This is a genomic window from Tenacibaculum sp. nBUS_03, from assembly GCF_051201695.1.
Lineage (GTDB): Bacteria > Bacteroidota > Bacteroidia > Flavobacteriales > Flavobacteriaceae > Polaribacter.
The window spans coordinates 2,169,703-2,194,467 of the sequence record NZ_CP179214.1; the positions used below are offsets into that span (position 1 = coordinate 2,169,703).

General features: G+C 29.2%; 26 protein-coding genes. 13 read left to right on the top strand and 13 right to left on the bottom strand.

Annotated features, from left to right (window positions below; genetic code table 11):
* Positions 1-25 precede the first annotated feature (25 nt).
* Positions 26-898, bottom strand: a complete 873-nt coding sequence (locus tag ACMFBB_RS10105; RefSeq protein ID WP_435260662.1) for a DMT family transporter — start codon at positions 896-898, stop codon at positions 26-28.
* Positions 899-989: 91 nt separating this feature from the next.
* Between ACMFBB_RS10105 and ACMFBB_RS10110 the strand changes: the two genes are divergently transcribed.
* On the top strand, positions 990-1,385 hold the full coding sequence (locus ACMFBB_RS10110; RefSeq protein WP_435260663.1) for a heavy-metal-associated domain-containing protein: 396 nt from the start codon (positions 990-992) through the stop codon (positions 1,383-1,385).
* An 85-nt stretch (positions 1,386-1,470) separates the two neighbouring features.
* Here the strand turns inward: ACMFBB_RS10110 and ACMFBB_RS10115 are convergent, their stop codons facing one another.
* The 3 genes from ACMFBB_RS10115 to ACMFBB_RS10125 are packed head-to-tail and all read right to left on the bottom strand — an operon-like array spanning position 1,471 to position 5,073.
* A complete protein-coding gene (locus ACMFBB_RS10115) occupies positions 1,471-3,285 on the bottom strand; it encodes a GNAT family N-acyltransferase (RefSeq protein WP_435260664.1) in 1,815 nt (604 codons plus the stop codon).
* A 55-nt stretch (positions 3,286-3,340) separates the two neighbouring features.
* A complete protein-coding gene (locus ACMFBB_RS10120; protein WP_435260665.1) occupies positions 3,341-4,588 on the bottom strand; it encodes an aspartate kinase in 1,248 nt (415 codons plus the stop codon).
* Positions 4,589-4,590: 2 nt separating this feature from the next.
* The gene (locus ACMFBB_RS10125; RefSeq protein ID WP_435260666.1) at positions 4,591-5,073 is read right to left on the bottom strand and encodes a GNAT family N-acetyltransferase; all 483 of its coding nucleotides are present in this window, start codon (positions 5,071-5,073) and stop codon (positions 4,591-4,593) included.
* A 160-nt stretch (positions 5,074-5,233) separates the two neighbouring features.
* Between ACMFBB_RS10125 and fbp the strand changes: the two genes are divergently transcribed.
* Positions 5,234-6,268: a class 1 fructose-bisphosphatase gene (gene fbp, locus ACMFBB_RS10130; protein ID WP_435260667.1), complete on the top strand. Its 1,035-nt coding sequence runs from the start codon at positions 5,234-5,236 to the stop codon at positions 6,266-6,268.
* A 123-nt stretch (positions 6,269-6,391) separates the two neighbouring features.
* The gene (locus ACMFBB_RS10135) at positions 6,392-7,000 is read left to right on the top strand and encodes a superoxide dismutase (protein ID WP_435260668.1); all 609 of its coding nucleotides are present in this window, start codon (positions 6,392-6,394) and stop codon (positions 6,998-7,000) included.
* A gap of 72 nt (positions 7,001-7,072) precedes the next feature.
* Here ACMFBB_RS10135 and ACMFBB_RS10140 read toward each other — a convergent pair whose 3' ends face one another.
* Positions 7,073-7,933, bottom strand: coding sequence for a cupin-like domain-containing protein (locus ACMFBB_RS10140; RefSeq protein ID WP_435260669.1), 861 nt, complete (start codon positions 7,931-7,933; stop codon positions 7,073-7,075).
* A 123-nt stretch (positions 7,934-8,056) separates the two neighbouring features.
* Complete coding sequence (gene bioB, locus ACMFBB_RS10145) at positions 8,057-9,157, bottom strand: biotin synthase BioB (RefSeq protein WP_435260670.1); 1,101 nt, start codon at positions 9,155-9,157, stop codon at positions 8,057-8,059.
* Positions 9,158-9,791: 634 nt separating this feature from the next.
* Between bioB and ACMFBB_RS10150 the strand changes: the two genes are divergently transcribed.
* The 9 genes from ACMFBB_RS10150 (at position 9,792) to ACMFBB_RS10190 (ending at position 17,155) form a co-directional block, all read left to right on the top strand.
* Complete coding sequence (locus ACMFBB_RS10150) at positions 9,792-11,225, top strand: T9SS type A sorting domain-containing protein (RefSeq protein WP_435260671.1); 1,434 nt, start codon at positions 9,792-9,794, stop codon at positions 11,223-11,225.
* Positions 11,226-11,235: 10 nt separating this feature from the next.
* Complete coding sequence (locus tag ACMFBB_RS10155; protein WP_435260672.1) at positions 11,236-13,314, top strand: SprT-like domain-containing protein; 2,079 nt, start codon at positions 11,236-11,238, stop codon at positions 13,312-13,314.
* On the top strand, positions 13,295-13,681 hold the full coding sequence (locus ACMFBB_RS10160) for a hypothetical protein (RefSeq protein ID WP_435260673.1): 387 nt from the start codon (positions 13,295-13,297) through the stop codon (positions 13,679-13,681). The genes ACMFBB_RS10155 and ACMFBB_RS10160 overlap by 20 nt, the downstream gene beginning before the upstream one ends.
* 267 nt (positions 13,682-13,948) lie before the next feature.
* A complete protein-coding gene (locus ACMFBB_RS10165; protein ID WP_435260674.1) occupies positions 13,949-14,185 on the top strand; it encodes a hypothetical protein in 237 nt (78 codons plus the stop codon).
* A 7-nt stretch (positions 14,186-14,192) separates the two neighbouring features.
* On the top strand, positions 14,193-14,843 hold the full coding sequence (locus ACMFBB_RS10170) for a hypothetical protein (protein ID WP_435260675.1): 651 nt from the start codon (positions 14,193-14,195) through the stop codon (positions 14,841-14,843).
* Positions 14,844-15,020: 177 nt separating this feature from the next.
* A complete protein-coding gene (locus ACMFBB_RS10175) occupies positions 15,021-15,494 on the top strand; it encodes a hypothetical protein (protein WP_435260676.1) in 474 nt (157 codons plus the stop codon).
* 69 nt (positions 15,495-15,563) lie between these two features.
* A complete protein-coding gene (locus ACMFBB_RS10180) occupies positions 15,564-16,043 on the top strand; it encodes a hypothetical protein (RefSeq protein ID WP_435260677.1) in 480 nt (159 codons plus the stop codon).
* Positions 16,044-16,252: 209 nt separating this feature from the next.
* Positions 16,253-16,615: a hypothetical protein gene (locus tag ACMFBB_RS10185; RefSeq protein ID WP_435260678.1), complete on the top strand. Its 363-nt coding sequence runs from the start codon at positions 16,253-16,255 to the stop codon at positions 16,613-16,615.
* A gap of 72 nt (positions 16,616-16,687) precedes the next feature.
* Positions 16,688-17,155, top strand: a complete 468-nt coding sequence (locus ACMFBB_RS10190) for a hypothetical protein (RefSeq protein ID WP_435260679.1) — start codon at positions 16,688-16,690, stop codon at positions 17,153-17,155.
* 455 nt (positions 17,156-17,610) lie between these two features.
* Here ACMFBB_RS10190 and ACMFBB_RS10195 read toward each other — a convergent pair whose 3' ends face one another.
* The gene (locus ACMFBB_RS10195) at positions 17,611-18,765 is read right to left on the bottom strand and encodes a beta-ketoacyl synthase N-terminal-like domain-containing protein (protein ID WP_435260680.1); all 1,155 of its coding nucleotides are present in this window, start codon (positions 18,763-18,765) and stop codon (positions 17,611-17,613) included.
* Between the two features lie 118 nt (positions 18,766-18,883).
* Between ACMFBB_RS10195 and ACMFBB_RS10200 the strand changes: the two genes are divergently transcribed.
* Positions 18,884-19,315: a cytochrome c oxidase assembly factor Coa1 family protein gene (locus ACMFBB_RS10200; RefSeq protein ID WP_435260681.1), complete on the top strand. Its 432-nt coding sequence runs from the start codon at positions 18,884-18,886 to the stop codon at positions 19,313-19,315.
* Here the strand turns inward: ACMFBB_RS10200 and bioA are convergent.
* The 6 genes from bioA to nhaC all read right to left on the bottom strand — a co-directional run bounded on the left by bioA (position 19,301) and on the right by nhaC (position 24,712).
* Positions 19,301-20,566, bottom strand: a complete 1,266-nt coding sequence (bioA, locus tag ACMFBB_RS10205) for an adenosylmethionine--8-amino-7-oxononanoate transaminase (protein ID WP_435260682.1) — start codon at positions 20,564-20,566, stop codon at positions 19,301-19,303. The genes ACMFBB_RS10200 and bioA overlap by 15 nt on opposite strands.
* Positions 20,563-21,174 carry a dethiobiotin synthase gene (gene bioD / locus ACMFBB_RS10210; protein ID WP_435260683.1) on the bottom strand — a complete coding sequence of 204 codons (612 nt, stop codon included), beginning with the start codon at positions 21,172-21,174 and terminating at the stop codon, positions 20,563-20,565. The genes bioA and bioD overlap by 4 nt, the downstream gene beginning before the upstream one ends.
* Positions 21,174-21,551 carry a DUF2007 domain-containing protein gene (locus ACMFBB_RS10215; protein WP_435260684.1) on the bottom strand — a complete coding sequence of 126 codons (378 nt, stop codon included), beginning with the start codon at positions 21,549-21,551 and terminating at the stop codon, positions 21,174-21,176. The genes bioD and ACMFBB_RS10215 overlap by 1 nt, the downstream gene beginning before the upstream one ends.
* 10 nt (positions 21,552-21,561) lie before the next feature.
* A complete protein-coding gene (locus ACMFBB_RS10220; RefSeq protein WP_435264295.1) occupies positions 21,562-22,653 on the bottom strand; it encodes an aminotransferase class I/II-fold pyridoxal phosphate-dependent enzyme in 1,092 nt (363 codons plus the stop codon).
* A gap of 86 nt (positions 22,654-22,739) precedes the next feature.
* Positions 22,740-23,162 carry a GNAT family N-acetyltransferase gene (locus ACMFBB_RS10225; protein WP_435260685.1) on the bottom strand — a complete coding sequence of 141 codons (423 nt, stop codon included), beginning with the start codon at positions 23,160-23,162 and terminating at the stop codon, positions 22,740-22,742.
* 65 nt (positions 23,163-23,227) lie between these two features.
* Entirely contained in the window at positions 23,228-24,712 is a 1,485-nt protein-coding gene (gene nhaC / locus ACMFBB_RS10230) for a Na+/H+ antiporter NhaC (RefSeq protein ID WP_435260686.1), read from the bottom strand.
* Positions 24,713-24,765: the final 53 nt, after the last annotated feature.

Sequence of the window (24,765 nt, forward strand, 5' to 3'; positions counted from 1 at the left end):
AAAACATTCACTTGTTTTACCTCTTTTACTTTTTTTTGTTCACTAAATACACTCCAAATAAAATAACAATACCAGCCAAAAGCTGAATTAAACTTAACTCTTCATTATCAATTACCCCCCAAATAACTGCGACTATTGGTATTAAGTACGTTACTGATGTTGAAAATATAGGGGATGAAATTTGAATTAGTCTATTAAATATTATTTTAGCTACACCTGTTCCAACTATAGCTAAAATAAAAATATACAGTAAAGCTGGTTTCGTTTCAGTATTCAATTCAAAGGATGTAAAAAAACCAGAAAAAACAAGTACCAAAAGCGCTGGGATAATTATCAATATAAAATTCCCTGTAGTTATTGCCAACGCATCTAAATCTTGTAGATGTTTTTTTATGATGTTCACATTAAAAGCATATCCGAATGAAGATAAAACTGGTAACAATGCATACCAATAGTTTTGATCTGGATTTAAATGTGCTCCTTTCACAATTAGAGTAACCGTTCCTAAAAGACCAATTAAGATACCCAATAATTGGTTTTTTCTAAACGAAAAACCAAAAAAAACCGCTCCAATCCATAATGCATTAAATGGTGTTATAGAGTTTAAAATTGAGGCAATAGAACTATCTATTCCAAAAATAGCAAATGCATACAAAAAAGATGGAAAAAAAGTACCTAATAAAGCACTTACCAACACCCACTTCCATTGATTTTTATCAATAGTTTTTAATGATTTAAATCCTATTACAATTAAAAAAACTGCAGTAATAACTATGCGTAAAGCTCCTAACTGAATAGGTGTCAATCCAATTAATGCTTTTTTCATCAAAATAAATGAACTTCCCCATATAAGAGAAAGCAACAATAAATACAGCCATTTTTGTTTGTAACTCCCCATTTTTTTTAAAATTATACACAAAAATCGACTTTTATATGCATAAAAATGAATTTATTGATAAATTTGCAGTATAATCCCATAATTAAAAACAATGAAGATTCAAAAAATAATATTTGTACTTGCTTTAATTAGTTTTTTAACAGTTAGTTGCAAAAACGAAGCACAAAAAGATAATTCTGATAAAAAGGAAGAAATAGCAAAAAATATTGAGGAGGCTAGCTTTAATATCTCTGGCATGACATGTGAAATTGGTTGCGCTAAAACCATCGCTTCTAAATTATCAAAAAAAGAAGGTGTTATTAAAGCTGAAGTTATTTTCAATGACAGTACAGCTGTTGTAAAATATGATGCTACTAAAACAAATAAAAAAGATATAATTGCTTTTATTGATGGTATTGCTGATGGTAATACTTACAAAACATCTGAAGTTAAACATAAGAAAGCTTCTAATCAAGAATGTAAAAAGGAATGTTGCAATAAAGCATAAGCAACACATTTCTTTATTATAAAATAAAACCTCGAGAAGTTAACTTCTCGAGGTTTTATTTTATAATATAATTTTTCAAAAGCTACTACACTAATTTATTAGCATTTTCAGTAGCTCTTCTCTCTAATTCAGCTTGAAACTCTTCCATAACTGGTTTAACAGTACTATCTGGGATGTCAGCAACTTTAATATACATTAACCCATCTATGGCATTATTAAACTTAGGATCTACATTAAACGCTACTAAACGAGCATTTTGTTTCACATACTTCTTTATCAAAACAGGAATTCTAAGCGCCCCTGGTTCAATCTCGTCTATAATTTTATCGAATTTTTGCATATCAGCCTCTGTAGCATCAAACACAAAATCTTTATCTGCATCTTTTAACTTAACCTTAAATTCTTTTTTAGGTTGAATGTATTGAGCAACATAAGGATCGTAATAGTGAGACTTCATAAATTCAATCATTAAAGATTTAGAAAACTCAGAAAACTGATTACTAATACTTACCCCTCCCATTAAATACTTATATTTAGGATAGCGTAATGTTACATGCACAATACCTTTCCATAATAAAAACAAAGGCATTGGTTTTTGTTGGTATTTTTTTGAAATAAATGCTCTCCCTAATTCGATTGTACTTTGCATCATTGAATGAAGTTCTGGCTCTATTCTAAACAATGTTTGAATATAAAAACCATTTATTCCATATTTCTTAAAGATATCTTTACCTAACCCCATTCTATAGGCACCTACAAGTTCATTCTTTTCACTATCCCACAAAAAAAGGTGATAATAATATCTATCAAATTTATCCAAATCAATAGGCTTGTTGGTTCCTTCTCCAACATCTCTGAAAGTCACTTCTCTTAGCCTTCCTACTTCATGAAGAATGTTAGGAATTTCTTTGGCATTTGCAAAAAACACTTCATAGTTTTTACTCGCCAATAATCTTTTACCTTCATCCCTTAGTTTATCAACTTCTTTAATAAAAAGATCAGAAGATCGTTGAGTTGTTATTTTTTTTACCTTTTTAGGTATTTTTAAATTTTGTGCGGACAAAATTTTATTTGGAGCTTTTTCAAAAGGATTTGCCAACATGTACGTTTTCTTTCTAATAAACTCATAAAATGAAGGAGTATCAGTGTATTGTTTCTGGTCATTTACAGAAATTGGTTTACCTATACGTACTTTTATAACCCTGTTTTTTTGCGAAATCACCTCTGAAGGAAGTTTAGCACTTCTTAAAGTTCCACTAATCTTAGATAAAATATAAAAAAATCTACTATTCTTAGCATGGAAGTAAATAGGTATTACAGGAACTTTTGCTTTTTTAATTAAACGAACAGCACCTTCTTCCCATGGTTTATCGACCATTAATTTACCATCTTTATATGTAGAAACTTCACCAGCAGGGAAAATACCTAAGGGCTTCCCTTCTTTTAAGTGGGTTAAAGCACTTTTTATCCCTGCAACACTTGATTTAGCATCTTTATGATTTTCAAAGGGATTTACTGGCATTACATATGGCTTTAATGGCTCTATTCTATGTAATAAAAAATTTGCAATGATTTTGTAATCAGCTCTCTTCTCTATTAGAAGTTTTAATAATAGAACTCCATCTATTCCTCCTAAGGGATGATTAGAGATTGTAATAAAAGAACCATCTTTAGGTATTCTTTTTAAATCTTCTTCTGGTATCTCAAATTCAATTTTGCAATCATCCAAGACTCCATTTAAAAAACTCAAATCAGATTTATTTTTATTATTATTATAAATCCTATTAATTGCTGAAATTCGTAAAATCCTGATTAATAACCAACCTATAAAAGTTCCTACAACACCAAGCTTTTCAACTCCTACAATTTTAGCAATTTCTTTAGATGTAACTAATCCCATTAATTTCTATTTGGCATAAATGCAAAGGTACAAAAAAATAGAACATGATTCTCAGTTATCTTATAACCAACTGAGCTGTTTCTGTATTTATTTGGCGGATTATTGCTTCTCCTTTTTTTCTGATAGTGTTAATAGCTTCATCATTAAAATGCCTAATTGTATACAATGTCACTTCTTTGTATGACTTAATTAAATACATTTCTTGAAGTTCATTGTAAAATCTATCAAAATTACTATACTTATCATCTATACAAACAGAAAAACTCAAAGCTGAATTTTGAATTAAATTTACTTTTAGTTTGTACTCATGTAATTTTTTAAAAATAAAACTAATATTCTCTTCAACCATAAAAGAAAAGTCTTTAGCTGAAACTGAAATCAGGATTTGATTTTTTTTAACAATAAAACAAGAAGTTAAAGGTTTTAACAAAACTCCCTTGCTAACTTTTGTTCCTTTTTTATTTAAGTTATCAAAAGACCGAACATAAAGGGGAATATTCTTTTTCTCTAAAGGCTGAATTGTTTTAGGATGAATAACAGATGCACCATAAAAAGCCATTTCTATAGCTTCAGTATAGGATATTTCTTCAAGTAAACTTGTTTCATTAAAAACTCTTGGATCAGCATTTAAAACCCCATCAACATCTTTCCATATAGTAACGCTTTTAGCATTTAAACAGTAAGCAAAAATACCAGCAGTATAATCTGAACCCTCTCTTCCTAAAGTAGTAGTTTTATCATTATTACCCCCTAAAAACCCTTGAGTAATATTTAACGTATCTACATCTATATTTTTTCGAATTATCTCTTCAGTATCCTTCCAATTAACCTTAGCATCCCTATAGTTACCATCAGTTTTTACAAAATTTCTGACATCTATCCACTTATTAAAAACCCCTACTTCTTTTAAATATTCACTAACAATAATTGTAGATAACAACTCTCCATAACCAACCATCTGATCATAAATATAATTGTAATTTGTCGAGTTGTTCTGCCCCATAAATCCGCTCAACTCTCCAAACAAAATACTTATTTTACCATAAACATCCTGCTGTTTATTAGCAAATAGTCCTTGTAACATATTGTCATGAAAATCTCTTATAAAAGCAAATTTTTCATTTAAATCGCCTTGCTTATAATAGTAGGCATTGATTAGATTTTCAAAAGCATTAGTCATTTTACCCATTGCAGATATTACCACTAATGTGTTTTTTGTCCCCTCATGCTGTAAAACCCTTGCTACATTTTTTACAGCATCTGCATCTTTAACCGACGCTCCTCCAAATTTAAATACTCTCATCACTACTGATTAATTATAAACTCTCTTAATTTGTTTTCTTTCATCTGTACCACTTGCCAACCATCTAAAATTTTAGCACCAGTGCTTTCATAAAAGTTAATTGCATTTTTATTCCAATCTAACACCTCCCAAGCAACCCGTTTATATCCAAAATCATGTGCAAACCTCAAAACTTCAGTATACAAAGCTTTTCCTGCACCAACTCCTCTTTTATTTTGAGTTACCATTAAATCCTCTAAATGTATTGTTTTTCCTTTCCATGTGGAATAGCGCTCATAAAAGAGTGCCATCCCAATAATACTACCATCTTTCTCTTCAGCTACAAATGTTTTAAACTTGGGGTTGTTTGAAAAACCATCATTCAACAATTCTTCTTCAGTTACCTCAACTTCATTAGGCAATTTCTCAAAAACAGCTAATTCAACAATCAAATCAAGAATTGCTTTTACATCTTTTGCTTCTCCTTTTCTAATAATAAAACTCATAATTAGTATTTTTTGTAAAGATACTTTGAAAACTTATGCTTTTAAATAAACCTAAAATTTAAAACATATCATTTTTTTTTGTTGAAAATTTTAAAATACGAAATCGTTGTAGAAACGTAAAAAAGTGGCATCTTTGTAAAACACAATTACGACATTTAACATGAACAACAATCACATGACTCTAGGTGAATACATTATCAGTAACCAAAACCACTTTAAATATTCATCAGGAGAATTGTCTCGTTTAATCAATTCTATTCGTTTAGCTGCCAAAGTAGTTAATCATGAAATTAGAAAAGCTGGCTTAGTTGATATTACTGGTGCATCAGGGGATATTAATGTTCAGGGTGAAACTCAGCAAAAACTAGATGTTTTGGCTAATGATTTATTTAAACAAACATTAATAAATCGTGAAATTGTATGTGGGATAGCAAGTGAAGAAGAGGATGATTTTGTTGTTGTTGAAGGTAAAAACAAAGAAAACAACAATAAATATGTACTGTTAATGGACCCTTTAGATGGTTCATCTAACATTGATGTTAATGTTTCTGTAGGTACAATTTTTTCTATTTACAGAAGAGTTTCTCCAGACGGAACTCCTGTTACTAAAGAAGATTTTTTACAAAAAGGAAGAGAACAAGTTGCTGCTGGATATGTTGCCTATGGTACTTCTACAATGTTAGTTTTCACTACTGGTAATGGCGTTAATGGCTTTACATTAAATCCTGCTATTGGAACATTTTACTTATCACACCCAAACATGAAGTATTCTGAGATGGGACGAATCTATTCAGTAAGTGAAGGTTATTTCACTCATTTCCAGGAAGGTATGAAGCGTTTTTTAATTTACTGTAAAGAATTAAACAAAGAAGACAACAGACCTTATACAGCTCGCTATATTGGATCATTAGTATCTGACTTTCATAGAAACATGATTAAGGGTGGTATTTATATTTATCCCGCTACAGCAATTGACCCAAATGGTAAACTGCGTTTATTGTACGAATGTAACCCTATGGCTTTTATTTGTGAACAAGCAGGCGGAAAAGCTTCAGATGGATTTACAAGAATCTTAGACATTAATCCTTCTGAATTACATCAACGTGTTCCTTTTTATTGTGGTAGTAAAAAAATGGTAGAAAAAGCTGAAGAATTCATGACTGAGTTTTCTCAAAAAGACAAACCAACTTATTAAATAATAGTTATTATTTATACTAAAATAAATTTTGAATAAGGTAAACAATTGTTTGCCTTATTTTTTTGCTTTAAATTTACCGTCGGAAAAATAAAACAATTAACTTTTTAAAAAGAAATAACTATGGCTTTTGAATTACCAGAATTAGGATATGCTTACGATGCTTTAGAACCAAATATAGATGCTAGAACTATGGAAATACACCACAGTAAACATCACAATGGATATACTACTAAATTAAATGCAGCAATTGCTGGAACTGATTTAGAAGGAAAATCTATTGAAGACATTCTAGCAAACTTAGACATGGATAACATGGGAGTTCGTAATAACGGAGGTGGGTTTTACAACCACTCATTATTTTGGACAGTTATGAATCCTGAAGATCGTGGATACCTATCAGGAGAATTAAAAGACGCTATTGAAGCTGAATTTGGATCAAAAGAGGCTTTCATTGATGCTTTTTCGAAAGCTGCGGCTACTCAGTTTGGATCAGGATGGGCATGGTTATGTGTGCATAAAGGTGGTAAAATTGAAGTATGTTCTACACCAAACCAAGATAATCCTTTAATGCCAAATGTTACTTGTGGAGGAACTCCAATCTTAGGATTAGATGTATGGGAACATGCTTACTACTTAAACTACCAAAACCGTCGTCCTGATTATATTGATGCTTTCTTCAAAGTAATTAACTGGAATGAAGTTGAAAGAAGATATGCTGAAGCTAAATAGTTTTACCTCTATAACATAATAAAAAAGCACCTGAAAACCAGGTGCTTTTTTGGTACTTAAATATCGTATTAATTAACGAACACTGTTCGTTTTTATAATTGCTCTTTCATTTTTCCAATCAATCCATTTTTGACCCCGTAACCTTCTCATTATATTGTCAACTGTACGCATTATAAACACATTGTATACAGCTTTTCCTAAGTTTTTAGGATTACGAGCTATAGCCCTCAAGCTCATTGAGAATCCAGGTGTAACATATCTCATATAATGCCAATAACCTTCTGGCATGTACAAAACATTACCATGTTCTAATTCAGTGACATATCCTTTTGCTTTCTTCAAAGCAGGCCACTGTTCGAAGTCAGGGTCATTAAAATCTATATCTTCTCTGGTAATTAATGAATTTGGTATTTTATATAAATATTTATTTTGCTTTTGATCAAACAAAATACACTTCTTTTTACCTTCAAAATGAAAATGGAAAATATTAGCCAAATCAATATCATAATGCATAAAAGTATACGAATCGCTCCCACCAAAAAAAAGCATTGGCAACCCCTTCATTAATCTAAGACCAAAATCAGGAAAACTAAAGTCTTTTTGTAATTGAGGTACCTCTTTTAAAACATTCCATAAAAAAATTCTAAACTTAGTAGGCTCTTTCTTTAACAAATCAACATACTCACTCATTTTCATAGTAGCATGAGGTTCGTTAAATCCATCTTTATAATTTACTGGCCTATCATCATATAGAGGTACTGTTTTATCGCCTGCAATTTCTTTAATATATTCTAACGACCATTTAGAATACGCTGGCCAATCTTCAATAAAACGTTCAATTACCACAGGTTTTTGTGGTTTAAAATAATTTTTTATGAAGTCTTCTTTTGTTATAGTCTCAACTCTATCTATTTGCTGCAATTGTAATCCCATGCATGTACTTTTTTTGCAAAGCAAAGTTAATAAATAGTTATTAACTTCTTTCTAAATGATTTTGTTAAAAAAAAGCACTTATCTATGAGACAAGTGCTTGTATATTTTTGAGTTAATTATTTGCTATCGCTTACGTAGCTCTAAAGCCTCTTTCTTCTTTGATTCGTTTCTCTCAATTTTATGTTTTGGTCTAGTCCATTTAGGCTTTTCTCCTAAAGCCTGATAAACAGACTCTTCAGCCTCTACCGACTCTCTTTGCTCGTGTTTATAGAAAGCTTTTTGAGGATTCAAGCCCAACTCTTCAAACATAATCATATCTTCTTTGATGTCTGGATTAGGTGTTGTTAACAATTTATCTCCAGCGAAAATCGAGTTAGCACCAGCAAAAAAACACATAGCCTGCCCTTCTCTACTCATTTGTGTTCTACCGGCAGACAATCGCACCTGTGAATCTGGTAAAACAATTCTAGCAGTTGCTACCATTCGTACCATTTCAAAAATATTAACTGGTGGTTGTTCTTCCATTGGTGTACCTTCAACAGCTACTAACGCATTAATAGGAACAGACTCAGGGTGAGGCGAAAACCTGGTTAAAGTCTCTAGCATTCCAGCTCTATCCTCAAGGCTCTCTCCCATACCAATAATACCACCAGAACAAACTGTTACATTTGTTTTTCTTACATTTTCAATAGTATCAATTCTATCCTTAAACGCTCTTGTAGAAATTACGTCATCATAATAATCTTCAGAAGTATCAATATTGTGATTATAAGCATACAACCCAGCTTCGGCCAATCTTTTAGCTTGATTTTCTGTAACCATACCTAGAGTACAACATACCTCCATATCTAACTTGTTAATTGTTCGAACCATTTCTAATACTTGATCAAACTCAGGGCCATCTTTTACATTTCTCCACGCGGCTCCCATACATACTCTTGAGCTACCTCCTGATTTTGCTCTAAGTGCTTGTGCTTTTACCTGATTAACAGTCATTAAATCATTTCCATCAACATTTGTATGATATCTTGCTGCTTGAGGACAATACCCACAATCTTCTGAGCACCCACCTGTTTTTATAGATAGTAATGTAGAAACTTGTACTACATTAGGATCATGATTCACTCTATGAATAGTTGCTGCTTCATACAACAGCTCCATTAATGGTTTATTATATATAGCTAAGATTTCTTCTTTCGTCCAGTTATGTCTTACTTCGCTCATAAACTTAGGTTTAGTGATTGTTGTTTGAATGACCAAAAATAACTTTTTTTATTTTCATAAACTCATTGAAAAGCTTATAAAATTTTTAAGCCTCTTCAACATATAGGTTATGCTCACTTTTTCAAGCACACCAAATATTACCTCAGATAAAAAAAATTAAATCTATCATTAATAAATAAATTTAAAATATTTTAAAAAATTCAACTTCATTTGGTAGACCTTATCAATTAGAAAGTGAATTCTGATCCTTTATTTGCCTACTCCCTGATGCTAGACAAAAATCTAAAAATAGAATACTTAATGTTTTCTGCTTTCATTTTTATGATGACTTTTCCTATAAAAGTAAAGTTAATTCACTTTTAATACTACTACTTTTAACCTTCTAATCATTTCAAAAAAAAGAAAACAATTGGAATAAAAACTTGACAAATAATAATTTGAAGAGAGTCAGATTTCTCTCAATGTATTAATGTACATATAATGACATAAAACTTAAGAAACCGAAATAAAAATGTTTCTTAATTTGTGAAAATAAATATATTTGTAGCAAGAAAAAGAAACAATAATAAGCTATGAAATCTTCTATGTATATAGTACTTATCTATTCTTTTTTTTTTTAAAAATATATAATACTATGATAAAAACATCACAAAAAATTATTTTAACTATTTGTTTACTTGTTATGATAGGCAAAGTAAACTCCCAAGAGCAAATTGATTGCCAATTCAATATTAACAAAGCCATAAATTATCTTGAAGGCAATGATTTTTATAAAAAAGATAAAGGCAAAGCGTTAGAATATTTAAAACCTTGCTTGGCTATTAATGACCCTTTAGCACAGATAATTATGGCTAGAGTACTATTAGAAAAAGATAGTGAAAAGACAGATAAAGAAGCTTTTAATTTACTTAAAAAGGCTGCTGATTCTGGAAACCATATAGCTATGAGTGATTTAGGAAATCTCTATAAATATGGCATAGGGTGTAATTTAAATTTCAATAAAGCTAGAAAATGGTATTTAAAAGCTTACAAATTAGGAAATAACAAAGCTGCCTATAGCTTAGGATATTTATATCTTAAAGGCTTTGGTAACATAAACCAAGATTATAAAAAAGCTGTAAAATGGTTTAAAAAGAGTAAATACCCAATGGCTCGCTATTGGTTAGGAATATGTTACTATCATGGATACGGTGTTAATAAGAACATTGCAAAAGCTAACGCGTTTTTAAATACTAATTTTAAAGAAATTACAAATATTGATATCTCTGATAAATTATCAGAAAAACAAAAGAAAGTTGTAGAACAAATTACTGAGGAAGAAAAAACACAATTTACTTACAGCAAAACAATAGAAGATCAAAAATTAATTGGAAATTGGAAAGGTACTATTTTACTAATGGACTGGTCTGATAGTGTTATTGAACATAAAGTACCTGTAGAAATCTCTTTTTCAAAACAAGAAGATACAGGCTTGTTACAAACAAGTTGGAAAGTTAATAATAAAACCTATTCCAAAGATTTTACTCAAATTAACAACACTTTTTTTTATGATGATTTATCTATAAAAATGCCACATACTTCCTTTAAAGAAGAAATTCCTAAAGAATTAAAACACGAAATAATAGAAGTAGATTTTTCTATTAAACATTTTGGTAATAAAAATTATTTAACAGCAGAAGTAGTGAATTATGTGAACCAATGGAAAGAAAATGGGGCTCCAATAAGAATGTTACTTACTAAAAAACAAATTTTAAATAATTCTGAGAAAGAATTATCTGACCAAGCTATTTTAGCATTAACTGAACAAAAACAAGAGTTTATAAAACTGTATCCTAACCCTTTTGAAAAAGATTTACTTATTTCTTATAGCATTAAAGAACCACAAAACACCACCGTATTTATAAACGATATTAACGGTTTTAATAAACAAATTATTAAGCCTGAAGGTATACAAAATACTGATACCTATACCTATTTTGTAGAAGGGAATACCTTGGCTAATGGAATGTATATTGTAACAGTGGTTACTAAAGATAAAAAATACACTAGAATTATTGTAAAAAAATAAAAAAAAGACTATGAAAAAAATATTTACTTTTATACTTATAATTGGCTTAATTTTTGCCGTACAAGGACAAAGAAGACAGTTTTTTAATGACAAGGAAAGCTTTGATGAATTTAGAATAAAACCAGTAAATTTTGAGGATATTATTCATGGCCTCCAAAATATTAATAATAATAAAAATTGTAGTAATTGCACAGAAGGGCTAGAGAATTTTAATTTTAATTTCTCAGACCTCAACCTAATGCTTAGTAATGAAAGGTTATCTAGAATAGCTAGAGACAGAAAATTACGAAGATGGATGGAATATCAAAAAAATAATAGAATTAAACCTGAAATCGAAGATGCATTAAATAAAAAGTTTAACAATTATAACGATGCTAAAAATGCCCTTTTTAAAGCTACAGAAGACCGTAGTTTTAATGCTTATGCATTTGAACCAAGAAACAAATACAGCAAAGCAAACAGAACAACAAAAGACCTAAAAAACAAACACTTAAAAGAATTAAAATCGCTTAAATTCAGAGAACATGAAATTAAAAGAGGAAATATTAATAATTCTTTATACGCAGAAATAAGAGTTAACAACATCCCTTTAAAGAATATTAAAAATGTCTCTTATTTAGAGAACATACGAAAAGGAATTATTGGACGTTTTGAACCTAATGCTGCAAAAGCACATATTAACGAATATATGGTTAAAGAATTATATAGTTTTGATAGTGCAGATTTTACAAAAATGTTTAATGCTGCTACAGCTTTAAAACATCAGTACCATAATGGTTTAGATCAGTGGAAACAAATTGCTTATATGCAAGCACTAGTATATCAGTTAAGGTATATAAATAGCCCTATGAAAATACCAAATACTCTTCCTATTTTTGATTACAGAATGTTGGATGGTAAGTATATCGAAGAATATGCTAAAAAAAATAGAGAAGGGGATATTTCTGTGTTTGATGAAAAATATTATCATAAATTACTGTATGAATCAGGTTTCTTCTCTGGAGTCCCTTATCCACATCTAGCAGAAGCAAGAGCAAAAGCAAGATTAGAGAAACTTAGAAAAGAAAAGCTTAATAGTCTTTTAAACAGCTCTTCTATTGGTGCAAGCACCACGGTAGATTTCTTTTTAGAAACTTTTAATATTAGAAATCAAAATATAATTCAATGGCTAAATGATAATTATGAATCAAAAACATTTATAGATTTGGCAAGAGAAGCTCGTGATTATATTGAAGGTGCAGGACTTCATCCAACATTTGTTTATAATAAATTTCTCAAAGAAACTCTAGTAAAAGGTGCTATTATAGCTAGGTTTTTAAATGATGCAGGTATTACCAACAAAGAACATAAACGTTTTTTATATGATAATGATAAAATAAGAATAGATTTACAACGCTTTGCGAGTCAAAATATAATTAATAGAGCAATATCAAAAGAAGCTAAAAGCTTTATTAATGAAGTAATCAAGGTGAAAATTAAAAACCCTAATGCTATAATTGATTTTGAAGATCGAATTATTAATGGACTTACAGGGAAAGCCCTTTGTGCATATGAAAAATTATTATCTAGTGGTGTATCTAATTTCCATAATATGATAACAGACTTATTTGTCGAGTTTGGAACTAATAATATTGGAGGTAGAAATTTAACATTCAAAATGTCTAAGAAATTACCTAACGATACTGGCGGAAAAACCAGAGTTGATAGTGATGGGAATTATTACATTTTAGTAAATGAAAATTTAATAAAGACTTTATCTTCTATTGAAGTTGCATCAATATTAGTTCATGAGATGTCTCATGCTTTTTTAGGAAAACATTATAATGATTCTAATGCTAGTTTCTCTAAATTATATGAGAGGTATATTAATAATACTGGGATACAAAATTATAGCCATGATATAATGAAAGATCAATTCATTAATCGTATGGCTACAGCTATTAAAAATTATGACAAAACTATTTTTTCTAGCTTTAAAGACTATAAAATTTTAGCATCTCGAGGAGTTTTCAAATTATCTTCTACTCAAAAACAAAACTTAATTAATGTGATAAATAAAGCAAGACAAAATGACAAAAATTGTTTATAATTTCAATAAATATAAGTACCTCATAGGAAGTTTGATTATAATTCTTGTTCCAATAATAATAGTATTAGTTACTCAATTTGATAATAATAATATATATATATATTATGATACTAATATTGTCTATTGTAAAAATCTTAAAGAATTTAAAAAAAAGGAATACCTTATGTGCTATAATAACAATGAATATTCTCTAAAAGTTAAAGAAAAACAACCGATTGACGTAATCGAAAATTTAAAAAAAATAGAACTTACATCAATAAAAGAATTTTTCACTAATTCAATGCAGAATAAAAATTTATTTTTAGTTATAAGAAAGAATAATAAATATCACGTTTTACCTGTTAAGATATATCAAAACTTGAGTTAATGATAATACTGAATTAATACCAATTAAACATTAAAATAAAACGTATAAATTGTTTCTTTTTAGTTTGTTTGTCGTTAAAAAACAAAAACATAACTAATGCTATGATTGTGTTTTTTTCCTAAATCAATTCTAAAAACAATTCATTTTATATAGGTGTCATTTAAAAATTTAATTGGTATAAACTTAGTGGCTGTTAGTAATAGACCGAATTTGTTAGGTTACTATACGCAATATAAAGTACTAGTAGGACGAGCTTAACATGAACATATGGCGGATAAATATGTTAAACCCATTGCAAAAGCAATCAGAAAGCTAGATAATAATCGGTATCCTTTAGATTATTACTGGGGTTTTGCATGGGACGGTTTAAAACCATATGGATTTAATGGATATTATCACAATGGAGTGTGTATTAAAATAGATGATACAGGGTTCGCCAAAAAACAGGCAACATTAAATGCAACAACTCCTTTTAAAACACAAATCGATCAGAACTGTAAATAACAACAAAATGAAAACGAAATACATTTTAATTTCCGTATTTTTTTTCTCTTTTTTTTCATGTCAAAATAAAAATGAGAGAGAAAAGTATCAAGAAAATTTGTATTCAGTATTGAATACTTTGGTGCATGAGAGCAAAGAATTTTTAAAAATTATAATTGCCACACCTCCACATCCACCTAGCAATTCTAGTTATAATAATAAAATTCAATATCTTTCGGAGAAAGATAGTTTAGGAGTGTTAACGTATTTTTATAGGGAATCTAGTAAAAGAAAAGTAATCTCGATTGAAAGTAATCTTTTTGGTATAAGAGACGAGTATAATTTTAGAAATATATGTAATATAAATAAAGATTTGTTGGATTTATTCAACTCTAAAAAGGAAGATGAAAAAATCGATATATCAAAAATCACTGATTTTAACAAGGATACCATAATTCAATTTAAAAAAGATTATAGAAATCTACCTTTAATAGGGGGCAAAAAGATTGATTTATTATTAAATTTTTCGAGAATAGCATTTAATAAAGACTATAACAAAGCAATTGTGATTCTAGGTGAACTGAAAGGACACTTAGATGGTCATTCAAGTCTAATCTATTTAGAGAAAGAAAACTACCATTGGAAAATAAAGTGTCAAAAAATATTAACTATTTCATAAGACATACTATGATATTGGAGAAGCTACTTGGTCTAATTTACAAGAAGAAATTAAAGAATGGATTAATAATAACGGAGGACAGGCAACTGTTGTGCCAAAAGTGGCTATTCGATTTAACAGAAAAAAATTAAAGAAAATGTTGGAACAGAATAAAAGTATTTATAAAATCTGGAAAAAATGAATGTAGTAATTAAAATTTTTATAGTATTGTTTCTATATAGTTTAGGAAGTCATTCGCAAACAAAAAAAGATGATGCTTTTTATATATTAGATAAAAACCATAAAGATTACACCTTGAAACCTGATATAATAAATAATGAAACTAGTAATTTTAGGTTATATAACAGAACTGAATATAAGAAAAGAAAGGATAAAATACTGAAAGACAAAAGAAAAGGAAAGTTTCATGGTTATCAATTTTACAAAAGACCTAAAGAACTGACATTTAATAAAGTTTATGGTAGTAAAATAGAAACGATTAATTATTGCGATATAAATTCTTTGAATTTAGTTGATTACAAATGGATTCAAGATAATACTTGGAAAGAAAACAATCCCAATATATTATTCAAAAACTTATACTTTTTGTTAAAAATTGAGAAAAAAAAATATTTAAAATTTAAGGTTGAGAGAACAGTAATTGCTTACTAGTAAAAACTATATTTCAGGTAAAAAAGGAATAGTTTTTTTAAAAAAAGGAACTTCAAACTGTAATTAATTATGAATAAAATATTATTATTATTTGTAGGATTTAATATTCTATCTTATTCTCAAGAAAAAGAAAATGATTATTTTGTATTTAGTAAAGGAGGGGAAAAATATTTAAAGCCAATCAAGTATATACTCTTTAATTCAAAAATTGATAAAAAAATAAAGTCTAAGGGTAAAATATATTTTCATATAGAGGGTGAAATATTTAAATTTTATAAAAAAAACGAAATAGATACTTGTAATATTAACGAACTAAAAAAAATCAAAATTTCAAAAACTAATGAATTATCTAATAATGAACTGAAATTCATTAAACAAAAATTGAAAGAAGACAAGTATTGGAAAGATAAAAAAAAACAGTATCCAATACCTATAACTAAAAATCACATTTTTTTTAAAGTTATTATTATAGAAAAATATAAAAATAAAATTTTCAAATATAATGTTGATTGGAGTCATATAGGAACAAGAGGATTTAAAGTAAATTAAATCAACTAGGGAATGGAACTATAGATATTCCTATTCCACAAAACTTAAAAAATATAGGAAGAATATTTCGTAAAGGTGATGGTGTTATTTTTACAACAATACACATCAGATTAGTTCCTAGTGGTTCAGGTGTATTAACAGCAATCCCTGTTAATTCATCTTTAGATTTATTAAAAAGATTAGGTACATATATCCCTTAAAAATTTTATATGAAAACGTTTGAAGAAATAAATAAAGAATTAAAACTGGAAAACACTTCTGATTGGGGTATAATAAATTATGACTCCAATAGAGTTAGGGAGTTTATTAATTATTATAACGAGAATATAATTAGCATTGACAAACCTACTAAGGTTGAGTTTATTGATTTAATTATATCCTCAATGAATCAAGCTCTTATAGAAGATAAAGTAAATAATGAACTAATTTCATTGTTTTCAGAATATTTACATAGTATTGAAACAACAAAATTAAATTTAATGATATTGGAAAATTGGGCTTCTTATGAAAGTACAGAAGTAGACCCTTTTCCTGTAGCAGATTTAATTAAAACTTTAATATGTATAGAATAAATTTATTTTTAATTGTTTTTTTTTAATATCATGTGAAGATAAAAAGTCGAAAACTGTAATTAAATATAAAAAATGAAAAAAATAGTTTATTTATTTATTATTGTAATATGCAATTTTAACACAATTGCTCAAGAAAATGTATTATATGTTATGATTGATAGTAAATATCAGTCTTTATATAAATTTAAAAAAGAAATAAATCAAGATAAAGATTATTACTTTTCTTCTATAAAAGTTTTAAAAGATAGAAGTAAAAATGACGGATTTATTAATAAAAATGTTTCACAGAAAAATGATGATGACATTGTAATTATTAAAAACCAACCCATTAATAGAATTTTTTATGAGTTTGAATCATATAAAAAACCTCAAAAAATAAACAAAATAGACTCTTTAAAATTATATAGTCTTAAAGATGTAAGTAAAAATATTGAGGCCTTTAAAAAAATTTGGGGAGATTATAAATCTTCGGTGGTCTTTATTGAAAATAAAAAATGTAATTATATTCTTTGGCAAATGAAACCTGTATATTTAGAATAAAGGTTGAAACTTAATGCTGATGTAGGAGTTTCTGCCTTAGCTTTTTATAACAAGTGTAATTTAAAAAATTGCGCTTGTTATCATTTATACCTACTTGATTAGAGCTATAAATAAATATTCGAGAGATAAAAAAGCAAGTCGGGTTTGACTTTTTTTTTCGTATAATTATTTTACTTTTTTAACTAGTTCTTTTTTGTAGTTGTTTCGTTGTGCTTTTAAACATTCCTAGTCTTAGTGCTTTTGATAAAAGTAAATAGATATCCCTAAAAACAAAAAAAGTAAAGCAATAACTACGGATTTAAGTTGTTTTGAGTTGTTTAATTTTTTAATTACACTTTTGCTCACAAACTGTTGTTGTTTTTAGGATAACCTGTAAACAACCATTGCTCAAAAAAAAGAAAAATTCTAATTAATACTTTAATGGAGTGTTTTATTATTTTTTACTATGAAAACACTTATTTTGATACCAATACAGAAACAGCATTTCCTCCAAAACCTACAGAATTAACCAGTATTTTATTAACTTTTACTGGATTTTTTTGTTTTTTAATAAAAGGAACTGGTATACATTCTTGATGTTGTAGCATTAAAACTGCTAATTCTAAACTTAACAAGCCAGAAGTTGCAAATGTATGTCCTAATTTCCATTTGTTAGAAGTTAAAAAAGGTATATGCTCTCCAAATATTTTTTTAATTGCTTTTAGTTCTGATAAATCACCTTTTATGGTACCTGGAGCATGCATTACTATTGCGTCAATTTCTTCTGGTAAAACATTTCCTAATGCCATTTTCATAGATTTCTGGAAACATTGAGCATCTGAAGATATTGAAATATTATGCTTTAATATTTCAGTAGCATACCCAACACCTTCAACAAATGCAATTGCATTCTCTTTAATTCCTTCTTCTAAACATAGTACTGAAGCTCCTTCTCCAATAACCATGGTATTGTTATTTTTTTCTAAGTCTAATGTTTTACACGGGTATTCATCTTCATTTTTAGCATACACTTTTAATGCTTGCATTTGAGCAATGGTAAAATCAGTTAATGAAGCCTCACTTGCACCTATTAAAAACTTACTTGCCATTCCTGATTGTATCCAAGCAACCCCATTTAACAATGAGTGTAAACCTGTTGAACAGGTTATCGAATGTGAAATTTCAGGACCGCTCGTTTGTAAATCATGAGCTATCCAAGATGATATGTTACCTAATGTTGTTGTAGGCGAACTCAATGTTGAAGACATACCAGTTTGTAGAAACTCTTTATGGTATTTTTCAAATAAAATAGTTGCTCCTCTTGAAGAGCCTATATTAATTCCAAAATTATCAGTAGCACTCCATCCTGATTCTTTAATAGCTTTCCTAGAAACATATAAAGCATACAATACAGATTCGTCTAAATCTTTGTATTTAGCATCTGATTTTCTTAACATTTCTATTTGCAATTCATCTTTCTCTTGAATTTTAGCTACCCAAGCATTAAAGTTCTCAAACTCTTTGATACTTAAATGATGCTTATCATTTTTATAATTAGCCCAAATATCCTCTGATAAACTTCCTAATGCCGATACCGATGCTATAGAGGTAATTGATATACTATTTCTCAAACCTTAAAAATTTCAACAAAAATAAAACTTCTTATAGCTTTAAGCTCTATATACTACTAGAGTTTTTAGTTTTTGTAACAAATTAAACATATTTTAGTCTTATCATTAAAAATTATGCATGGAACATCAAAAACAAAAAAGTTGGTTTGGTAGAAACTGGCTATGGTTTATACCTGTAAGCGGCTGTTTAGCTATTATTTTAATGTTTATAGTTGGTATTGGTGCGGCTTTTTTTGGGGTCTCTAATTTACTTAATAATGCTGCCCCTATAGAGTATGCAATTGAAAAAGCTTCAAAGAATAAAAAAGTAATTAACTTATTAGGTGAACCTATTGAAAAATGTGGAATTGCTAGTGGAAATATTTCTTTGACGAATAATAATGGTAAGGTTGATTTTTCTGTTCCTATAAAAGGATCAAAAAAAGAAGGAGTTCTAATTATAAAAGGTATTAAAACAGATGGTGAATGGGCTTATGAAGAATTATACATCCGCATAAAAGAAACACAAGAAGATATTAACTTACTAGAAAAAGCTTTAGAGGGTATCTAAAACTTTTTCTATAGTATTATATACCTTTTCAAGTAATATCATATCAATAATATATGGAACTTGAATATAAATTGTATTTCCAAGAGGTCTTAAAAAAACCCCCTCTTTCATAAACGACTTTAATAAAACATCTCTTAAAGCTCCATAACGCTCCATATTTGTAGCGATATCTAAAGCTAAAATAACACCTATTTGTCGAGTTGAATTTACTTTAGAGTGTTTTTTCACTCTTTCACTAAATAGTACATGTGCTTCGCTAATGTTTTTAATATTTTGCTGAATTTCTTCAGATTCTAGCAACTCAATACTAGCAATAGAAGCTGCACAAGCTATTGGATTAGCCGCATAGGTATGGCAATGAAAAAAACCTTTAGAAATATCACTACTTAAAAAAGCCTCATAAATATCCTGTGTGCATGATGTAATCCCCATGGGCACCATACCTCCAGTTAACGCTTTACTTAAACATATAATATCTGGTTTTGTAACCATATAGTCTGAAGCAAAGTTTTTTCCTGTTTTTCCAAACCCTGTCATTACCTCATCTGCAATAGTGATAATTGATTTTGATTTACAAAAACTTAAAATTTCATTTAACCCTTCAGCACTGTGAATTTTCATTCCTGCAGCTCCTTGAACCAATGGTTCATATATAAATGCAGCTACTTTATTCTCAGCAGTGATTTTTTCTAATTGCTGTAAAACTTCAATATGATTAGTTCCATTTGGGGTAGGAATTCGCTTTACATCCATCAAAAACTCTTCAAATGGTCCATTATAAACCGAAAGTCCTGAGGTTGACATAGCTCCAAAAGTATCTCCATGAAAACCATTTTCAAAAGCAATAAATACAGTACTTTTATCTCCCTTATTAAAATAGTACTGTAAAACCATTTTTATAGCTGCCTCAACACTTGTAGATCCATTATCATTAAAAAAAATCTTTGCTTGATTTTCGGGCAATATATTTATCAACTTCTCAGATAACTCAACAGCTGGAGGATGCGTAAAATCACTAAACATTATTTGGTCTAACTGTTGCATTTGATGATGCACTTTGTTTATGATATAATCATTACAATGACCAAACATACAAGTATACCATGAAGAAATAGCATCAATGTATTCAGTACCATTTTCATCAGTCAGTATACATCCTTTGGCTTTTACAATACCTAAGCTATCTGGATGCGTTTGATGCTGTTTTAAGGGGTGCCAAATATATTTTTTATCTCTTTCTGTTAAGCTCATAATTTATTTTTAAATTTTGCAGCGTATTCTTTAATTACATTTTCATCAAAATACGGCTCTTCATCTACCCTACCAATAACGGTAACTCCTGTCATTTTCTTAATAATACTCTCAGTAGTTTTATGCTCAGATCCTGAAAAAATAATTGACACATCAAATCCTTTTTCTTTCAACAAATTTACAGTTAATAAAGTATGATTAATACTTCCTAAATAGTGCCTTGAAACCACGATAACCTTATACGTTGGTTTAATAAGATCTAAAATAGTTTCTGAATCATTTAACGGAACTAACACTCCTCCTGCCCCCTCTATAACAAGATGATTTTCTGTTAACGGTTCTTTAATATTATTACTATCAATAGAAACACCATCTATTTCAGCTGCTGCATGCGGACTCATAGGAGAATGCAAAGCGTAAGAATTTGGATAAAACTTAGACACGTTATTTGATATAAGTTTTTCTACTTTTAAAGTGTCAGAATTATCTAATTCTCCAGCCTGAACTGGCTTCCAATAATCAGCTTCGAGTGCTTCTGTTATAATTGCAGAAATCACTGTTTTACCTACTTCTGTTGAAATACCTGTGATAAAATATTTATGTTGCATTAAAAAATTGTTTTACATTCATTACATATTAATTTTCTCTTCTCAAAAAAAGGAAACAACATATAAAATATACTTTTTCTTTGAACTGGTGCTACTAGAATTCTAGAAGAATTACATTGTACGCAATTAATTTCTTTTCCATCATCGTATTTTTCATAATCTCTAATTTCATTATAAATATTCAACCCTTTTTCTAAATCTTCGTTATGTACTAACAATTTCACCCCTCCTATTGCTTGGCTTATTAAAGGATCAGAATCAACAGTTTTTTCATCCATTAACATTGTTCTAATACCCTCAGAATCTAATTTAGATTTTGTTAGTTGTGCTTCCGTTGAATATTCAAATACAGCTAAAATCGTATAATCATCTCTCATGCCATTTCTTTTAAATTACAAAGGTAGCAAGGCTCTCCAAAACTTGCGTTATCTCTTTCTTAGTATTGTAATTATGTAAGCAAAAGCGAAGTCTTTCTTTCCCTTCTGGTACAGTTGGAGATAAAATAGGCTTAATATCAAAGCCATTATACTCCATTTTTTTAGCTATGCTTTTTATTCTTTCATTCCCAGAAACAATACAACAGTGTATTGCGGAATTACTATTAATAAAATCAAGCTGTAACCTGTCTATTTCATTTTGAAAATGATCTATATTTTCATGAAGATTTTTTATGCTTTTAGCTCCACTACCACTTCTAATAAATTTATATACTTGCTTTATAGTTGATAGAGCATGGGGGGGCAACCCTGTTGTATAAATAAAGCTTCTTGAAAAGTTAACTAAATACTTCTGTAGGGCTCGACTTCCTAAAACCAATGCTCCATGACAACCAAGTGCTTTTCCAAAAGTTATTATTCTTGCAAAAACTCTTTTTTCTAATCCTAATTCTTGTACCAGGCCACATCCATTTTTTCCAAAAACCCCAACTGAATGTGCCTCATCAACAATAAAAAACACCTGATATTTTTCACAAATTTCAACCATTTCTTTTAAATCAGGGGTATCACCATCCATTGAAAAAACAGACTCTGTTACGACATATATAACTGAATCATTATTTTTTATTTCAGTTTTAATAAATAGAATTCGCTCTTCTAAATGACTTACATCATTATGCTTGAATTTAAATTGCCTAGCATTAGATAATTGAATTCCATCTCTAATTGAAGCATGAATTAACTCATCATATAAAATATAATCACCACGCTGAGGTATTGAAGAAAAAACACCAAGATTCGCATTATAACCAGAATTAAATAACAATGCTCCTTCTGCATTATGAAAAACAGACAAATCTTTTTCAATCAACGAATACAAACTATAATTCCCTGATAATAAACGAGATCCTGTCGCTCCATTTTGAACACCATTATTATCTAATAAATACTGATGCGCATTTTTAAATATTTCTTTAGATTTTGAAACCCCTAAATAATCATTAGATGAAAAATCAGTTAAGTTTCTATTTTCACCAAGGATCTCAAAGAAGTATTATAGATTCTTTGCTGAAGTTTTTTTTGAAGTTTTTCTGGAAAATTCATTCAACAAAAATACATGAGTTTTTTTTACCTTCCTGATAATTTTTTTATCATTATTGGTAAATATCTATTAGGTATTGAGCTTTCTTTTTTTGTGATAATTTCAAATCCTTGTTTTTTATAAAAAGAAACAGCATTTGGGTCTGCTAATAATGTCATATGATCAACATCAAATTTCCTTGCTTCATTAAAAGAATGTAATAAGAACTGTTTCCCTATCGATTTCCCTATGTAATTTGGTAACACGAATAACATTTCTAACTCAACAGATTGTTCAACTGGAGGATTTAGAGCATAAAAACCGACTACATTTGTGTCCTGAACAAATTTATAAATCATCATTTCTTCAATCATTTTAACACTAATAGTCAAATCTTTTCTCCAGCTTTCAACTTGTTTCTTAGAATATCCCCAATAAGCTTTAGAAACCAAAGCTATTTCGGTCAACAATGCTGATTCTTCTATTTTTGCTTTCTGTATAATAAAAAAGCCTCACTTAAAAGTGAGGCTTTAAATTATTTTTTTATTATTTCTCTTATTTTTATTCTAAAAGCAGCGAACAATAATGTCATAAACGGACTCAACCAATTAAACATAGCATAAAATGCGTAATCTACAACTGGCACACCCAAAACACCTGAATGATAGGCTCCACATGTGTTCCACGGAATTAAAACAGAAGTAACAGTACCTGAGTCTTCTAAAGTTCTACTTAGATTTTCTGGAGCTAGCCCTTTATCTGCATACGCTTTAGAATACATTTTACCTGGAACAACTATAGCCAAATACTGATCAGATGCAGTAAAGTTTAACCCAACACATGTTGCAACTGTACTTGCAAATAAACCAAACACTGAATCAAATAAACCTAACATGAAACTACTAATTCTAGCTAAAGCACCAATAGCATCCATAATACCGCCAAAAACCATAGCTAATAAAATTAACCAAACTGTACCTAACATTTTCTTCATTCCTCCTGCAGTAAATAAATCTTTCAAAACTTCATTATCTGTTGCTACCGAAGTTTCAACTGTAATAGCTTGCATTACTCCTTTGTATGCCGAGTTAAAATCTAAACTCTTAACACCTGCTACTTGAGCTACTACCTGAGGCTGAAAAATCAAGGCAAAAATTCCACCTAAAATTGTTCCTGCTAATAAAGCTATCAAAGGAGGTGTCTTTTTTACTATTAAAAATATCACTAGTGCCGGCACTAAAAACAACCATGGACTAATATTAAATGCCTTATCAATATCCACTAGCATACTTTGCGTATCAGCTTCTCCTGTTGCTGTTTGAGTAAATCCTAAAATTATAAAAAATACAATTGTCACAACAAAAGTAGGAACTGTTGTATAAGTCATGTATTTTATATGTGTGAACAAATCAGTTCCCGCCATTGCTGGCGCTAAATTAGTAGTATCTGACATTGGTGACATTTTATCCCCAAAATAGGCTCCTGACAAAACTGCTCCAGCAGTCATACCTAAAGAAATTCCTAGAGCCTCGCCTATTCCTATTAATGCTATACCAACTGTGGCTGCTGTAGTCCAAGAACTACCAGTAGCAATAGAAATAACCGCACAAATAAATAAACAAGCTACCAAAAATATTGTAGGATTTAGTATTTGTAAACCATAATATATCATCGAAGGAATAATACCACTTATCAACCAAGTTCCTGCAAGTGACCCAACCATTAACAATATTAAAATTGCACCAGCAGTTGATTTTATGTTCTCAGCTACTTCTTCCATCATTCTCTCATAAGAGACTTTATTCCTGAAGCCTACAATAGCTGCAACTGCACCTCCTAACAATAAAATAAACTGATTACTTCCACTTAAAGCATCATCTCCATAAACAAAAACATTGTACGCCAACATACCTATTAAAGCAAATACAGGCACCAATGCTTCCCATATACTTAATTCTTTATTTTCTATAATCTTTTGATCTTCAATTTTTATTTCAGATAAGTTTTTATCGTCTTGCATTTCCTACTATTTTTTGGATGTGTAATGTTACGATTTTGTTAAGAATTATACAA

Bases quoted from the DNA above. Each gene is read 5' to 3' on its own strand.
- ACMFBB_RS10105 (WP_435260662.1), bottom strand. From the start codon at position 898: ATGGGGAGTTACAAACAAAAATGGCTGTATTTATTGTTGCTTTCTCTT.
- ACMFBB_RS10110 (WP_435260663.1), top strand. From the start codon at position 990: ATGAAGATTCAAAAAATAATATTTGTACTTGCTTTAATTAGTTTTTTA.
- ACMFBB_RS10115 (WP_435260664.1), bottom strand. From the start codon at position 3,285: ATGGGATTAGTTACATCTAAAGAAATTGCTAAAATTGTAGGAGTTGAA.
- ACMFBB_RS10120 (WP_435260665.1), bottom strand. From the start codon at position 4,588: ATGAGAGTATTTAAATTTGGAGGAGCGTCGGTTAAAGATGCAGATGCT.
- ACMFBB_RS10125 (WP_435260666.1), bottom strand. From the start codon at position 5,073: ATGAGTTTTATTATTAGAAAAGGAGAAGCAAAAGATGTAAAAGCAATT.
- fbp (WP_435260667.1), top strand. From the start codon at position 5,234: ATGAACAACAATCACATGACTCTAGGTGAATACATTATCAGTAACCAA.
- ACMFBB_RS10135 (WP_435260668.1), top strand. From the start codon at position 6,392: ATGGCTTTTGAATTACCAGAATTAGGATATGCTTACGATGCTTTAGAA.
- ACMFBB_RS10140 (WP_435260669.1), bottom strand. From the start codon at position 7,933: ATGGGATTACAATTGCAGCAAATAGATAGAGTTGAGACTATAACAAAA.
- bioB (WP_435260670.1), bottom strand. From the start codon at position 9,157: ATGAGCGAAGTAAGACATAACTGGACGAAAGAAGAAATCTTAGCTATA.
- ACMFBB_RS10150 (WP_435260671.1), top strand. From the start codon at position 9,792: ATGATAAAAACATCACAAAAAATTATTTTAACTATTTGTTTACTTGTT.
- ACMFBB_RS10155 (WP_435260672.1), top strand. From the start codon at position 11,236: ATGAAAAAAATATTTACTTTTATACTTATAATTGGCTTAATTTTTGCC.
- ACMFBB_RS10160 (WP_435260673.1), top strand. From the start codon at position 13,295: ATGACAAAAATTGTTTATAATTTCAATAAATATAAGTACCTCATAGGA.
- ACMFBB_RS10165 (WP_435260674.1), top strand. From the start codon at position 13,949: ATGGCGGATAAATATGTTAAACCCATTGCAAAAGCAATCAGAAAGCTA.
- ACMFBB_RS10170 (WP_435260675.1), top strand. From the start codon at position 14,193: ATGAAAACGAAATACATTTTAATTTCCGTATTTTTTTTCTCTTTTTTT.
- ACMFBB_RS10175 (WP_435260676.1), top strand. From the start codon at position 15,021: ATGAATGTAGTAATTAAAATTTTTATAGTATTGTTTCTATATAGTTTA.
- ACMFBB_RS10180 (WP_435260677.1), top strand. From the start codon at position 15,564: ATGAATAAAATATTATTATTATTTGTAGGATTTAATATTCTATCTTAT.
- ACMFBB_RS10185 (WP_435260678.1), top strand. From the start codon at position 16,253: ATGAAAACGTTTGAAGAAATAAATAAAGAATTAAAACTGGAAAACACT.
- ACMFBB_RS10190 (WP_435260679.1), top strand. From the start codon at position 16,688: ATGAAAAAAATAGTTTATTTATTTATTATTGTAATATGCAATTTTAAC.
- ACMFBB_RS10200 (WP_435260681.1), top strand. From the start codon at position 18,884: ATGGAACATCAAAAACAAAAAAGTTGGTTTGGTAGAAACTGGCTATGG.
- bioA (WP_435260682.1), bottom strand. From the start codon at position 20,566: ATGAGCTTAACAGAAAGAGATAAAAAATATATTTGGCACCCCTTAAAA.
- bioD (WP_435260683.1), bottom strand. From the start codon at position 21,174: ATGCAACATAAATATTTTATCACAGGTATTTCAACAGAAGTAGGTAAA.
- ACMFBB_RS10215 (WP_435260684.1), bottom strand. From the start codon at position 21,551: ATGAGAGATGATTATACGATTTTAGCTGTATTTGAATATTCAACGGAA.
- nhaC (WP_435260686.1), bottom strand. From the start codon at position 24,712: ATGCAAGACGATAAAAACTTATCTGAAATAAAAATTGAAGATCAAAAG.